Origin of the sequence: Streptomyces sindenensis (assembly GCF_014649035.1) — a bacterium.
GTDB classification, from domain to species: domain Bacteria; phylum Actinomycetota; class Actinomycetes; order Streptomycetales; family Streptomycetaceae; genus Streptomyces; species Streptomyces sindenensis.
The window spans coordinates 356,886-370,731 of record NZ_BMSG01000001.1 but is presented as its reverse complement, the minus strand read 5'-3'; the positions used below and the strand labels follow the sequence as shown (position 1 = coordinate 370,731).

Below are 13,846 nucleotides of genomic sequence, written 5' to 3'. Positions count from 1 at the left end.
CCCTCCGGATCACGGCTTCTGGTACACCGCGACGTATCCCCCCGAGGCGTCGTAGCCGGAACCGCTCCAGTCGCCCGTGCGGGAGGCCGGACCCAGCCCGGCCAGCCTCGCCATCAGGTCCAGTTCGGACGGCCAGACGTAGCGGTAGCGCAGCGGGTGGAACCGGTTGCCCCCGCCGTCGAACACGATGTTCTGCACGTCGACCCGCTGTTCCGCGCGGTTGTGCCGGCGAGCGGTGACGACCGCGCTCCCCTCGTCCACGTGACGGGTGTGGGTGCTCTCCTTCTTGCAGAAGAGCCCGTGCTGCGGAACGGTGGCCTGGACCACGAACCGGCCCCCGCTCGTCAGCCGCTCCGCCACGTTGCGCACACAGGCGATCTGGCTCTCCTGGGTCGGCAGGAGGAAGAAGGTCTCGCTGATGCAGTAGATGAGGTCGAAGGTCCGGTCGACGCCCACGTCGGCGAAGTCCCCGACGACGACGTCGACGCTCTCGTCGGTGATCTTCCGCTTCAGCTGGTCCACCATCGAGGACGAGCCTTCGATGCCGGTCACCGAGACCCCGCGACGCGCCAGCGGCAGAGCCACACGGCCGGTGCCGATCCCGAGCTCCAGGGCCTTGCCGTCCGTCGCGAGGCCGGCGAGGAAGGCGCTCGCCTCCGCTTCGTCCTGCCGGAGCTCCCACAGCATCGCGTCGTAGTCCGGCCGCTTGTCCCCGTACGCGGCGATGTCGTAACCCATCACGTCTCCCTGTTCTGCTGGTGCTTACCGAGTGGTGCGGCCGGTGCGGCCTCGGGCGGGTCCGGAGGTGGTGCCATCGGCCGTATCCGGGTCATACCGAGCGCAAGGGCCAGGATGAGGAACGCCGACAGGAAGACGGCCCCACGGCCGCCGAGCGCGTGGACCAGCGGCCCCGAGGCCAGCAGGCCGATGGGCGCGGCCAGCGTGGAGACCGTGGACCAGAGGGTCAGGACGGGCTGCTCGTCCCTCTCCGAGAGGAAGGTGTGCAGGTAGGAGTACGCCACCGGCGTGAACGGCGCGTAGACCACGCCCCCGATGAAGAAGGCGACGGCCGCCGACGTGACGTTCTGACTGAGCGCCAGCCCGACCGTGGTGGCTCCCCACGCGGCGATGATGCCCATCATCAGCGGAACCTGGGGCACGGACCGCAGAAAGTTCGTCGCCAGGGCGCCCAGCAGGGCGCCGATCCCGAAGAGGGTCCAGACCGCCCCGAGGGCCTTGCCGTCGCCGCCCAGCGGGCCGTTGACCAGTAGGGGCAACGCGATCTCCACCGGCATGTACAGCAGGTTGAAGAAGAAGACGACGACGAGCAGGCGCCAGGCGACGGGGAGCCTGCGCATCAACTTCAGCCCGGACTCGTTCCCCTTCGCCTCCTTGCGCGTCGAGCGGGACCGGGGAACCACCAGAAGGGTGGCGAGCAGCAGCGGCAGGAACGTGGCGCCGTCGACCACCAGAGCCCACTCCGGGCTGGCGAAGCCCGCGATCAGGCCGCCGATGGCGGGTCCCACCACGTACAGGGTGAACTGTCTGACCGTGGCCAGCAGTCCGTTGACGGCGAACCGGCCGTGGCTCGGGGCCATACCGAGCGCGGCGAGCCTCGTCGCGGGCGTCCCCACGGAGCGCAGGCAGGACCCGATGAACAAGGCGGCGATGAGCGCGAAGACGGTCAGGGACTCGCTGACGGCAGCCAGCCCGGCGGCGACGAGCGCGGCCCCCCGCAGCAGGCAGTCGGAGACCAGGCCGGCCCGCACCGGAAAGCGCCGGGTGCCGAGGCTGAAGGGGAGGGCGACGAGGGTGGAGGAGACGAAGGGCGCGGCTGCCGCGAGTGACACGGCGATGGCCACCGGCAGGTCGCCGTGGATCTTGATGGCCAGCAGGGGGATGGCGGCGATGAGCATGCCGTCGCCGATACCGGAGAAGGCCACACCGCCGAGGAAGAGAGCCAGCCGGGGGTTCTTCAGCGCCTGGACGTAGGACCACTCCGGCGTGGCAGGCTGCGACATCTTGCGTGTCCCTTGCGTGTAGCGGCTCCGCTGCGGGCGGCAGTCACGGGTGGTCGATCGAGGGGCGGAAGGACTGGTCGGAGACCCAGAGCGTGTCCGGGGTCAGCCGTATCCACCAGATGTCCTCGACCGTGCCCCCGATGGCGAACCGGTCGTCCCACAGGCTTTCGTCGGGTCCCAGGTAGCGGGTGAGTTTGCGGCGGCCGCGCTCGGTGTCGAACGGCACGACCGAGCCTTCCCCGCGGCCGATGACCTGGAGCACCTTTCCGGTGTGCGGGTCACAGGTGTCGACGACGAGTTCGAATCCCGGGTCGGCATGGAGTCGTTTCGCCATGCGGGACCACGCGCCGCTGAAGACCCAGAAGGACTCGTCCTCCCACAGATACCAGGTCGGCCGCACCACCAGATTCCCCGTGGCGATGCGTGCGACCAGCGGCTGGAGGAGGAACGCGTCCACATCGAACGGTGCTCCGGTCAATTCTCCGAAACCGTCCGGGCGGCGCTTGAATTTCACGGTCGGCACGGGATGAAGCCCTTCGTCGCAGCCGCGGCTGTCAGGTCGGATACACGCAACGGAACCCGATTTCGTTGTGCCTGTCGGTGAGGAGGTCTTTTCCTCGGTAGTACGTCGTCAGGCAGACTGCGGGAGACGTCCACGTTCCGCCGCGCAGAGCGTAGAAGGCGTCCCTTCTGTTCATGAACTCGATCGGTTTCCGCCCCTTGAAGAAAGGATCCATTTCCTCTCCGGTGTAGAAATTCGTGGAAGTCATCTCCCAGACGTTACCGGAGAGGTTGAGCGCTCCGTAGGGGCTTGCGCTGCCCGGCAGGGAGTCCGCGGGAAGCACGGGGGTCTTCGGATAGCCCGCGTGCGCCGACTCCAGCAGGCGTTCGAGATCGAGGCGGCCCTCGGGCTCCACGCCGAAGGACCGGGAGACGTCGTTGGCGTTCGCCGCGTCCCACTCGTTCCCCCAGGGGAAGATCCTCGCGTCCGTCCCGCGCGCGGCCTTCTCCCACTCGTCCTCGCTGGGAAGCCGGCCGCCGGCCCAGGAGGCGAAGGCCCAGGCGTCGTACCAGTCGACGCCCACGACGGGCAGGTCGGGACCGTTGAAGCGGGCGTCGTGCCAGTGGGCCGGCGTGTGGTCGTGACCGACCGGCTGATCAGGGTGGTCGAACCGGTCCGTACCGTCCGCCTCGGCGAGGAAGGCCGCGTAGCGCCGGTTCGTCACGGCGGTGCGGTCGATGGTGAACGACGGGAGCTCGACGACGCGCAGGCGGTTGTCCTGGTCGTTCATCTGGAAGGAGCCGACCTGCTGGTGGACCCGGTCGATGTGCTCCTGCGACGCGCCGGCGATGAAGGGACCGCCGGGCACGAGCACCACGTCGTCATGGTTCCGCTGACGCGTCTCGGCCGCCACTTTCCGGCGCAGGCCCGCGAAGTGCTCGTCCTCCAGACGGCGCAGCGTGTCCGGATCGTCCGACCCGAAGATGGAGAGCAGCGCCCTCTTCGTGTAGGCGGCGCCGAAACCCACCGGCTTGCTGGTGTGCTCGCGGGTGATCTGGCTGGGCCATCCGGCGATCCCGATCAGGTCGCGTATCGCGGTCTCGACGCGCCGCTCGCCCGCGGTGCGGATCGCTGTGAACGCCACCTGGTCCACGGGGTCGTGCGTGCCGTAGGCGATGGCTTCCTTGGCTTCCTCGACATCGGAGAAGTGCTCCCCCAGCAGCTCGACGCATGCGGCGCGGACGGGCCAGTCGCGATGGTCGCGCGCCATGGCGCACAGGGCGTGCACCTGTCCGCTCAAGGCGATCTCGCGAGCCTGGGAGATCCCTTTTTCCACCCGTACGTCGAATGCGTCGGAATTCAAGGCGGCGGTCCTATCTGGTCAAAAGGATGATCGGGGATTCGGGTGCCGGGAAGCTCTTTCGCGAAGGTCTGGAAGGGTGGTGCCGCCGCCCGGATGTCGATGGGCGGCGGCACTCGGTGAGATCCTGTGATCAGGCCTCCCACTTGGTCGTTGCCTTCTTCTCGTCGCGCGAAGCGATGAAGTCCTTGTCCGACATGGCGAACACCTCCCTCCTCGAATCGGTGAACGTAAATCAACGTAGATACGCGTAACCGGCGGGGTCAATTGTCGAACTTTGTGAACTGGGTCACTTTGGGGCCGTAAACATGTCGACAGATCTTGGCCGAAATTGGCCACCATATACGGAGGGTTGAATTCACTTCCGGGGTTGCGGCCCGCGTCGGCCCGGCACTTGTTCCCGGCCTTCGATGGCTGTGCCAACTATTTGCCTGATCCGGTTGAGTGAACACATTGGTCCGGGTTTCGGGCACGGGGGCGGGTTTGCGCCGGGTCACTATCAAGCCGCGCAATCCGTGACCCGCGCGGGGCCGCCGGCCCTGTGTGGCCGGGGTGCCGGGCGGCCAGGTGGCCGGGCGGCCGGGTTGCCGGGTTGCCGGGTCAGGGGTTGGCCTTGCGCGGGGGTGCGGACCGCCAGGGACGGCGAGGTCGTGGCCGGCGATCACCACGCGGTGGTGATCCACTGACGGCGCCACGCCATCAGGGTGACGGGCAGGAAGCGGGGGCGGCTCCCCACGCGGCTCGTCCCCGGCGAGAACGCGCGGGTTGCGGACATGTCTTGGTCCACAGGGCGTCGGAGGCGTCGGGGTGCGGGGGATTCCTCGTTGCTTGCAGTGCCCCGAGGTCGACCGTGACAGGGAACGGCGCGGTGGCCTTCACGGCGCCGGTGAACACCTCGGCGTCCCGGTAGGACCTTTGACGTTCCCGCCCGGGCCCGCGGCGGCGTCCAGGGCGTCGGCCAGGATGCGGGCCAGTTGGTTGTGGCGCTTGGAGGCGCTCGGGCCTACGCCGACCATCCCGTCCCCTCGATTCGATGCCGACGCATTGCTCCTCGGACCAGGAGTCGTACTGCCCCGCGCTGATCTGCGAATGCATCCACGCGGGCGCTACCATCTCGGCGGTCATGGTGCGCCTGCTCCGGGCAGCCAGTGCGGCCTCGGCCGGCCTGCTGTCCGCCGATGCCGCGCCGCCCGGCATCCGCAGCGCCCACCCGTCCCGCCTGCCCGAGCCCACCCTGCCCCGTGGCGCAAGCGCGTCGTGGGAGCAGTGCGCGAGGGTTGGGGCACGGCCAACCGACGTGCGCAGACCCCCGTATCTCCTCCAGCACGCCGACAGCCCAGTCGACTGGTCGCCCTGCTCGCCCGAGGCGTTCGAAGAAGCGAAACGGCGCGATGTACCCGTTCTGTTGTCGATCGCATACCCTGCGTGTCATAGGTGCCAGTGAACTCGCGCACCCAATAGCTGGGGCGTGCTCACACTTCTTTGATGATCACGCGCTTCCCGCAGAGCTTCGACCAGTCGTCACGGTCGGAAGTCAGAACGACCACGGGGGCCGGGACACGGAGCGCGAGCGCGGCGACGAGGGCGTCGATTGCGTACTTGTGCCCATGCAGCCCGCCCGCGTCCCGGAGCAGTGCCACCGCGACGAGGGAATCCTCCTGACTGACCGGTTCCACCCGCAGCCGGGAGAGCAGCCACTTCAAGCGCGGAAGGTCGGTCTTCCCTTGCACGGCTTCAACAATGGTCAGCGGGGACACGAGGACGGGAACCCCGGCCTGCCGGGAGGCCTCGATGCGAGCCGCCATACCGCGGTCGTTGCGCAGGAGCAGAGAGAGCGCCTCGGCGTCGAGCACCACCGAGCGAGCCGGCTGCTCCTTCACGCGGCGCCCCGCTCGACACCCTCGGCGCTCGCGTCTCCGAACAACTCGCGGCGTGCGGCTTCGATCTCCTGCTCCGTGAGCGCGCCGTGCTCTTCCTCATGGGACGCCACGATCTCGGCGAGTCCGTCCATGGCGAGCTGGTGCCTGACGGCTTCGGTGACGTAGCTGGACAGCCCTCGGCGGCCGGTCCTTGATCGGAGTTCACTGACCAGCTCGGAAGGCATGGAGACGGAGATGTTCTCAGTGACTCCGGAACGACTCTGCTTCATGGAATCAGTGTAAGACCACCTCTATTACATTTGCGAGATCGTTCGTATACCGCCGGACTGACGGCCGGCGGAGGCATCGGCTGAATCGCTGAAACCGACCGTCCAGGCCTAACGGAAGCGCCGCCTTCCGATCAGTGATCAGAACGGAGCCCGCCCTGCCGCAGGGCAAGTGCTACCCCTCCGCGCGGCGCAGGAACTGCCAGCCCAGCGCCGTCAGGGTGAGCGTCTGCACAAGTGAGGTGAGCGCGAGGAGGGGGTGAACGGTGGGGGAGCACCAGAACGCGATCGTGAAGACCATGGGCAGGATCAGGTACGTGAGGAGGTCCACTGCTGTTTGAAGCCGCTTGCGCATAGCGCGGCCCGCAACATCGCGGTGATAGGCCTCCCACCCGAACATTGCGCCCCTGGCGGAGGCGAGTTCCCCCAGACGTGGCCCCAGCTGATCGCGGACGTAGCAGCCGATCGCCGAGATCTTCTCGTCATTGACCAGGTAGGTCCAGCCCAGGATCAGGCAGATCGCGGGGGCGGAGAGCAACAGTCCGGGCTGCCCGCTGTGGACGGAGACCGCTACGACCGCGGTGACTGCTGCGAGCGTGAAGTAGAGCAGGTTGTCGCGGAATCCTATGCGGGTTTTCTGTTCCTCCTTGAGGCGGTCGTACTCGGCCAGCAGGACTTGGCTCTCGGTGACATCGTCCATACAGGTCACAGCCTTCCGGTGCTCGATATCGGATCAGTCGGCGATCTGGAAGGGCGTCAGGTTGTCGGGGCTGTGTCGTTCGAGCCAGCCCTTCCCGTCTGCTGCGATCCCCTCCAGGAGGCGGAAGGTATGGGTGAAGCCGGCCGTGCTGAGACTGATCTCGGAAATCTGCCGGGCGGTTTCGTCCGGTGCCAGTTGATGGGCATCGGCGTCCTTCACACGGATCTTCCGGGCTGGGCCGTTGGTGAGGACGAGCTCCAGGTCGTAACCGGCATCGGCGTTCTCCGTCACCTGCACCGAGGACAGGGCGTCGAACCGGTAGTTGCTCCGCTGCTCGTTCCTGCGCGTCGAGTCGGAGAACTTGAGCTCGGAGCTGACTTCGCGGATGCCGTCCCGGGTGAACAGGAACAGGCGGAGGACGTAGCGCGAGTACCGCCATGGGCCGCCCTGGACTCGAGCCCGTTGGTAGGGGCGCGCAGGAACCACCAGGATGGTGTGCGTGATCAGATCCCGCCAGGTGAGCCGATGGTGCCGCAGCGCCTCATCGACGAGCGACGTCTTGTCGCAGGCGAGCCACGTCTCCATCTCCAGCTCACTGGGGCGGGTTTCGTCCAAGAGCGCCTTCCATCGCCGGTGGGCCTCCTGCCGTGCCGCCAGCTCTTCCTGATACTCCCGCGCCTCCAGGGTCAGACGGTGCCTTTCACGCCGGACCTTCAGCCACAGCTGAGCGGCCGCGTGCCCCGACCAAGCTACGCCGAGGAAGGCCAGAAGGGCCCACACCGGTCGAGGTTGCCCAGCGCCCCGGGCCGCCGTGCCCAGCCCTGCCAGGATCGCAGCGCCGCAAACGGCGAGGGCTGCCACGGTCAGCACCTTTGTCCTGATCGGAGTTCGGTCCTGAGGGTGCCGATCGAACAGGGTGCCGTTGTTGTACCGGTTCCGCGTCTCCTCGGCGAGGTATCGGATCAGCCAGTTGACCCGCTCGACACCGATCCGCCTCTCCCGATAGAGGTCGGCGATCTCGGAAGCGAGGTCGCTGCGGACCTCAGCGGTGTGCGTAAGCCAGGTATCCGGGGTGAATCCGTGGGGCGTGCGGACTCTGAAGTAGTGATCGAACCTGTTGCGTACGCTGTTGGTGAACCCGCCCTCGGGAGGCGCGGGACTGCGCGGCTGCGGGGCGTCGGAACCGGCCGTCTGGTCCGGCCGGGCCTGTCTGCCGCACCACTGGATGCCGCATCGGGCCGCGGCGCGGCCCGCGCCGAGTGCGACCAGTGACTCGATGACCGCCAGGGCCGGGTGGGCGCTCCATGCCAGGGCTCCGAGGGCCACACTGCTGACTACGAACAGGGCCACCCGGGGCGGGAGGGCCGCCTGGGCAGCGGCAGCGGCAGCAGTGTTCAGGCGGGGGAGTGCGGCCCGTGCCGCGATGGGGGGAGGCTCGAAGTAGGCCCACACCCGCTTGGCCCGACCGTTGCCCAAGCGCTCCGCTTCCGCCTTCTCGAGGGTCTCCGCCCACAGGTCGTCCTTCAGACCCCCGGTCAGCATGAGATCGAGATGGCGGAGGATCGCGTCATGCTGGCGGGAAGGCAGGTCCTGCAGCTGCTTCAGTACAGGTCCGGTCGCTCCGCCGGTGGAGCCGAGCGCCGCCAGCAGGTCGAAAGCGACGCGCAGGGCTTCCTTCCACTCGCCCTCGGGGTAGGACCGTACGAGCCCGGAGGCGCGGTGCAGTTGCTGGATCTCTTCGGTGTTGAGGTCGTGGTGGGTGCGTGTGCTGAACATGGCGAGCACCCAGTGAAACCGAACCTCCGCGTTGTGGTAGCCGTGGGCAATCGCATCAGTGATCACTTCGAGGGCGCGGCTGGGGACTCCGTCTTCCAGGAGCCGCACGCCCACCCTGTACTTCTCCTGCGGTGAGGCATCCGGGTGGACGAAGTAGACGTTGGAGTTGTGTACGACCCCTGCCTGGATCCCGACGTTGGAGTCGTGCGCGGCAGAGCTGTACGTGGCACTGTCGCTGTCGCTCATGCCTGGTCACCGGCTGCTGCGATCAACGGGGCCAGGTCGGCCACCAGCGCAGGGCACTCCACGACCAGGCCGCGCAGTCTTCTGAGCGTCATGGCCGCCCGCTTCGACGCATCGGAGGTTTGTTCCCCGGCTGACCGGATGGCAGATTCCAGGTCGGCCAAGGCCTCTCGGTACGTGTCCTGGTCGAGGTCGCCTTCAGCGCGGTGCCGCGTCAGATTCTCTCGGAAGCCATGGAGCGCCGCGAACAGGTTCAGCGGTCCGGACTCCTCTGGAGCCGTGTTCATGTGCACGCTGCTGCCCGTGACCGAGTCGGCCATGATGCCAACCGTGCTGTTGTGGGCGGTGTTGGTGACGTGTCGGTCGAGTCGGTCGGCCGAAGGGGCACTTTCGGCTCGGGGCACTACGGTCTCCTCCTGCTCCCCCGCCAGTTCCACCGCCAGCCGGATGGCGAACGCCGCCGCGTTCGCTGCGGCCTGCGGCTGCCAGTTGCGGTCGTCCGTACTGTTCTTCGTGCCGTCCGCCCGATCGCTGATTCCCCGGATGATGGCCACCGGCGCCCCGTTGAGATGGCCCGCTTGTGCCACCCCGGCCGCTTCCATCTCGATGGCGAGCGCGTCGTTGTAGTGCTGCCGGATCCATGTCGCCTCGGCCGAGACCCTTGAGTTCTGGACGATCTCGCCGGCGGCGATCGCCCCGAAGCGCACCTGTGGTGCGTGCTCGGGATCGGAGGCGGAGTCCGCCCAGTCGCCCAAGCGGCCCAAGTGCATGGCGAGCTGGATGATCCCGTGCGGTGCCTCCCACACCCGTGGGCGCGCCTTGAGCCCGTCGTCCTCGCTGGTTCCACCGTGGTAGGCGTACACATGTGACGCCACTACCACGTCACCCAGCCTGGTGGCGTCCCATAAGGCGCCTGCGACCCCGACGAACAGTACGGCTGCCGGCGAGAACTCCTGAATCGCGCGTTCGGCGATCACTGCGGCGGAATGATTTCCTTTGCTTGTCAGGCCGAGTGCGACACGGCACGACGTGCCCCGCACGGTTCCCACTTCGAACCTGGTGCCACGTTCATGGAGGTGCGCCTGCGGGCTAGCGAGCTTCTGGCGCACGGCCTGGTACTCGAGATTGAGGGCAGTGAGAATTACCACCGGGCCTGTCGACATCTATTCCTCTTCCCCGTTCGGGTTCTCTTCTGTTGCGGACGGCGTGGGTTGGATCAGCGGTGGGAACAGGACGGTTTTCGGACCGGCCCGGTACAGCCGTGCCGGTCGCCCGCCCGTGCTCCTGCGGTCCGTGCCGACGGGAATGATGAATCCCTTCGCCGCTTGGACCTTCCGGTAGAAATTGCGAGTGTCGAGTTTGGTTCCCCAGACTGCCTCGTACACCTGTTGCAGCTCTGCGATGGTGAACTCCTCCTCGCAGAACGCGGTGGCCAGCGACGAGAACTCAAGCTTGGTGCGTGCGTGTTCGATCCCGTCCGTTGCGATTCGACGGTGGTCGAAGGCGAGTTCCACCTCCCCCGACAGCACGGCTTCCGCGGGAACCCAGGAAGCATCGGTGGCGTCCGTTCCCGCAAGCGGGTCGGGTAGCCCTGGCGCGATCGCCAAGTGCGCCACGGAAATGACTCGGCCCCGGGGGTCGCGATCCGAATCTCCGTACACGGCCAACTGCTCAAGGTGTACCCAGTTGGATGCCAGAGCTGTTTCCTCGTTCAGTTCGCGGTGGGCGGCATCCAGGATCTCCTCGCGATCGTGGTTCAGGAATCCTCCGGGCAGCGCGGGCATTCCTCGGAAGGGGGCCTCGCCCCGCTCCACCACCAGCACGTGGAGACGGCCCTCCCGCAGCGTCAGGATCACGAGATCGACCGTCAGAAGTACAGGGGGTGGTGACCACGCATCGTCTTGCATGCCTCGCAAGGTACTCAGTTATTGTCAACTTCACAAGAAGGGGTGCGTGTGGTGCTTGCGGTCGCGCTCGCCTCCGCAGTTCCGATGCGAGTGATGGGGCTTCGCAGGCCGGCCGGTTGGAACCGACTCCGCCAGTGCATGGGGGATTCGGGGTTCCTGCGGCCGGTGCTGCGATACTGCCCGCATGGTGAACCGCCTGGCCGATGCCATGTCCCCGTACCTCCTCCAGCACGCCGACAACCCCGTCGACTGGTGGCCCTGGTCGCCCGAGGCGTTCGAGGAGGCCAGGAAGCGGGATGTGCCCGTCCTGCTCAGCGTCGGGTATGCCAGCTGTCACTGGTGTCACGTCATGGCCCACGAGTCGTTCGAGGACGAGACCGTGGCCGCCTACCTCAACGCGCACTTCGTGCCCGTGAAGGTCGACCGGGAGGAGCGGCCCGACGTCGACGCCGTGTACATGGAGGCCGTTCAGGCGGCCACCGGGCACGGTGGGTGGCCGATGACCGTGTTCCTCACGCCGGACGCCGAACCCTTCTACTTCGGGACCTACTTCCCGCCCGAGCCCCGGCACGGATCGCCCTCCTTCCAGCAGGTCCTGGAAGGGGTCACGGCCGCCTGGACCGACCGGCGGGACGAGGTCGCCGAGGTCGCCGGGCGGATCGTCGCCGATCTGGCGGGGCGGTCGCTGGTCCACGGTGGGGACGGGGTGCCGGGGGAATCCGAGGTGGCTCAGGCCCTGCTCGGGCTGACCCGGGAGTACGACGAGCAGCACGGCGGGTTCGGGGGCGCGCCCAAGTTCCCGCCGGCCATGGTCGTGGAGTTCCTGCTGCGGCACTACGCGCGGACCGGGGCCGAAGGGGCCCTTCAGATGGCCGCCGACACCTGTACGGCGATGGCCCGCGGCGGGATCTACGACCAGCTCGGCGGCGGGTTCGCGCGGTACTCCGTGGACCGGGAGTGGATCGTCCCGCACTTCGAGAAGATGCTCTACGACAACGCGCTGCTCTGCCGGGTGTACGCCCACCTCTGGCGGGCCACCGGGTCGGACGAGGCCCGCCGGATCGCCCTGGAGACCGCCGACTTCATGGTGCGGGAGCTGCGGACCGCCGAGGGCGGGTTCGCCTCCGCGCTGGACGCCGACAGCGAGGACGCGGACGGCCGGCATGTCGAGGGCGCCTACTACGTGTGGACGCCCGGTCAGTTGCGTGAAGTGCTGGGGGAGGACGACGCCGCCTTCGCCGCCGCCCACTTCGGGGTGACCGAGGAGGGGACCTTCGAGGAAGGTGCCTCCGTGCTGCGGCTGCCGGGGGACGCCGGACTGGTGGACGCCGCGCGCGTCACCGGCGTACGGGCCCGGCTGCTGGCGGCCCGTGACGAGCGGCCGCGCCCGGGGCGGGACGACAAAGTCGTTGCCGCCTGGAACGGGCTTGCCATCGCCGCCCTCGCCGAGACCGGCGCCTTCTTCGACCGGCCCGATCTCGTGGAGCGGGCCACCGAGGCCGCCGATCTGCTCGTCCGGGTGCATCTGGGGGAGGTCGCCCGGCTGACCCGTACCTCCAAGGACGGGCGGGCCGGGGACAACGCCGGGGTGCTGGAGGACTACGGCGATGTCGCCGAGGGATTCCTCGCGCTGGCCGCGGTGACGGGGGAGGGCGCCTGGCTGGAGTTCGCCGGGTTCCTGCTGGACATCGTGCTGGAGCAGTTCACCGGGGAGGGCGGCCAGTTGTACGACACCGCCCACGACGCCGAGCGGCTCATCCGGCGGCCCCAGGACCCGGCCGACAGCGCCACCCCGTCCGGCTGGACGGCCGCCGCGGGGGCGCTGCTCTCGTACGCCGCGTACACCGGGTCCGAGGCCCATCGCACCGCCGCCGAGGGCGCGCTCGGCGTGGTGAAGGCCCTGGGGCCCCGCGTCCCCCGGTTCGTCGGCTGGGGCCTCGCCGTGGCCGAGGCGCTGCTCGACGGGCCCCGGGAGGTCGCCGTCGCGGGACCGGTCGGCGGTGAGCTGCACCGTACGGCGCTGCTGGGGCGGGCCCCGGGTGCGGTGGTCGCGGCCGGGGAAGGGCCGGGGGCCGGGGGCGAGTTCCCGCTGCTGGTGGACCGGCCGCTGGTGGGCGGTGAGCCGACCGCGTACGTCTGCCGCCACTTCGTCTGCGACGCGCCGACGACGGACGCGGGGGAGCTGGCGGCCAAGCTGGGCGGGTGAGGGCCCGGCACATGCCACAAGGGGCCGGTCGCTTCGTGCGACCGGCCCCTCTTGTGTCACCCGAAGGCGCCTACCCGTGCTGGTACGCCACCAGCGAGATGCCCACGTAGTGCGCGATGAACGCCGCCAGCGTCAGCGAGTGGAAGACCTCGTGGAAGCCGAACCAGCGCGGCGACGGGTTCGGCTTCTTGATGCCGTAGATCACGCCGCCCGCGCTGTAGAGCACCCCGCCGACGATCACCAGGACCAGGACCGCGATGCCGCCCGTCCGCATGAAGTCCGGCAGGAAGAAGACCGCCGCCCAGCCCATCGCGATGTAGCACGGGGTGTAGAGCCAGCGCGGCGCGCCGACCCAGAAGACGCGGAACGCGATGCCCGCCGCGGCGGCCGCCCAGACCGCCCACAGCAGGGGCCGGGCCGTCGATTCGGGGAGCAGGAGCAGTGTCAGCGGGGTGTAGGTGCCCGCGATGATCAGAAAGATGTTCGCGTGGTCCAGGCGGCGCAGCACCGCCTCGCCGCGCGGCCCCCAGGTGCCGCGGTGGTAGACCGCACTGACGCCGAACAGCAGGCAGGCGCTGAGGATGTAGACCGTGCAGGCGATCCGGGCCCTCGTGCTGTCGGCCAGCGCGATCAGGGTTATCCCGGCGATCAGGACCGCCGGGAACATTCCGGCGTGCAGCCAGCCGCGCATCCGCGGCTTGACGGGGGTGGGGTCGAGTGCGACGGGGCCCGGGGTCGTGGCGGCTGCGGCGGGGTCAGTCATGACTCGCATGGTACCTACGCCACCGTAGGTGGCGGATACGGGGCGCAAACGAGTGGCGATGCTCACGTGTGAGGCCCCCTGGACAGATGGGCGGATCGGTCGGATGATCAAATGAGTGCAGTCGGCACCGGATGAGCGCCAGGGGATTTCGAAGGGTACGAAGCATCCGGGTCGCAGCCCCCACGGGGCCTACAGACAACTGACACCCTCAACGTAGGAGCG

12 protein-coding genes and 2 pseudogenes are annotated in these 13,846 nt (G+C 68.5%); 2 read left to right on the top strand and 12 right to left on the bottom strand.

All coding sequences use genetic code 11. The features are described 5' to 3' along the window. Positions 1-9 precede the first annotated feature (9 nt). The 5 genes and pseudogenes from IE145_RS01620 to IE145_RS33250 all read right to left on the bottom strand — a co-directional run. On the bottom strand, positions 10-738 hold the full coding sequence (locus tag IE145_RS01620) for a class I SAM-dependent methyltransferase (protein ID WP_189518090.1): 729 nt from the start codon (positions 736-738) through the stop codon (positions 10-12). Beyond that, positions 738-2,021, bottom strand: a complete 1,284-nt coding sequence (locus IE145_RS01615) for an MFS transporter (protein WP_189518089.1) — start codon at positions 2,019-2,021, stop codon at positions 738-740. Before IE145_RS01615 ends, IE145_RS01620 begins: the two co-directional genes overlap by 1 nt. A 43-nt stretch (positions 2,022-2,064) precedes the next feature. Continuing rightward, positions 2,065-2,544, bottom strand: coding sequence for a pyridoxamine 5'-phosphate oxidase family protein (locus IE145_RS01610; RefSeq protein WP_229825201.1), 480 nt, complete (start codon positions 2,542-2,544; stop codon positions 2,065-2,067). A 31-nt stretch (positions 2,545-2,575) separates the two neighbouring features. Beyond that, entirely contained in the window at positions 2,576-3,886 is a 1,311-nt protein-coding gene (locus IE145_RS01605) for an SUMF1/EgtB/PvdO family nonheme iron enzyme (RefSeq protein WP_229825199.1), read from the bottom strand. A 917-nt stretch (positions 3,887-4,803) separates the two neighbouring features. Beyond that, positions 4,804-5,008: pseudogene (locus IE145_RS33250) on the bottom strand (Uma2 family endonuclease); the annotation flags it as partial. A 172-nt stretch (positions 5,009-5,180) separates the two neighbouring features. On the opposite strand from IE145_RS33250, the pseudogene IE145_RS01600 reads away from it, so the two are divergent. Further along, positions 5,181-5,321, top strand: a pseudogene (locus tag IE145_RS01600) (DUF255 domain-containing protein); the annotation flags it as partial. Positions 5,322-5,355: 34 nt separating this feature from the next. Here the strand turns inward: IE145_RS01600 and IE145_RS01595 are convergent. The 6 genes from IE145_RS01595 to IE145_RS01570 form a co-directional block, all read right to left on the bottom strand. After that, positions 5,356-5,763, bottom strand: coding sequence for a PIN domain-containing protein (locus tag IE145_RS01595; protein ID WP_189518087.1), 408 nt, complete (start codon positions 5,761-5,763; stop codon positions 5,356-5,358). After that, positions 5,760-6,032, bottom strand: coding sequence for a hypothetical protein (locus IE145_RS01590; protein ID WP_189518085.1), 273 nt, complete (start codon positions 6,030-6,032; stop codon positions 5,760-5,762). The genes IE145_RS01595 and IE145_RS01590 overlap by 4 nt, the downstream gene beginning before the upstream one ends. Before the next feature lie 172 nt (positions 6,033-6,204). Beyond that, positions 6,205-6,729: a hypothetical protein gene (locus IE145_RS01585; RefSeq protein WP_189518595.1), complete on the bottom strand. Its 525-nt coding sequence runs from the start codon at positions 6,727-6,729 to the stop codon at positions 6,205-6,207. Between the two features lie 33 nt (positions 6,730-6,762). After that, on the bottom strand, positions 6,763-8,751 hold the full coding sequence (locus tag IE145_RS01580) for a hypothetical protein (protein ID WP_189518083.1): 1,989 nt from the start codon (positions 8,749-8,751) through the stop codon (positions 6,763-6,765). Continuing rightward, entirely contained in the window at positions 8,748-9,911 is a 1,164-nt protein-coding gene (locus tag IE145_RS01575; RefSeq protein ID WP_189518081.1) for a 5'-methylthioadenosine/S-adenosylhomocysteine nucleosidase family protein, read from the bottom strand. Before IE145_RS01575 ends, IE145_RS01580 begins: the two co-directional genes overlap by 4 nt. Further along, complete coding sequence (locus IE145_RS01570) at positions 9,912-10,655, bottom strand: NUDIX hydrolase (protein WP_189518079.1); 744 nt, start codon at positions 10,653-10,655, stop codon at positions 9,912-9,914. Between the two features lie 184 nt (positions 10,656-10,839). On the opposite strand from IE145_RS01570, the gene IE145_RS01565 reads away from it, so the two are divergent. Further along, on the top strand, positions 10,840-12,861 hold the full coding sequence (locus IE145_RS01565) for a thioredoxin domain-containing protein (RefSeq protein WP_189518077.1): 2,022 nt from the start codon (positions 10,840-10,842) through the stop codon (positions 12,859-12,861). A 70-nt stretch (positions 12,862-12,931) separates the two neighbouring features. On the opposite strand, the gene trhA is transcribed toward IE145_RS01565, so the two are convergent. Further along, a complete protein-coding gene (trhA, locus tag IE145_RS01560) occupies positions 12,932-13,624 on the bottom strand; it encodes a PAQR family membrane homeostasis protein TrhA (RefSeq protein WP_189518075.1) in 693 nt (230 codons plus the stop codon). Positions 13,625-13,846: the final 222 nt, after the last annotated feature.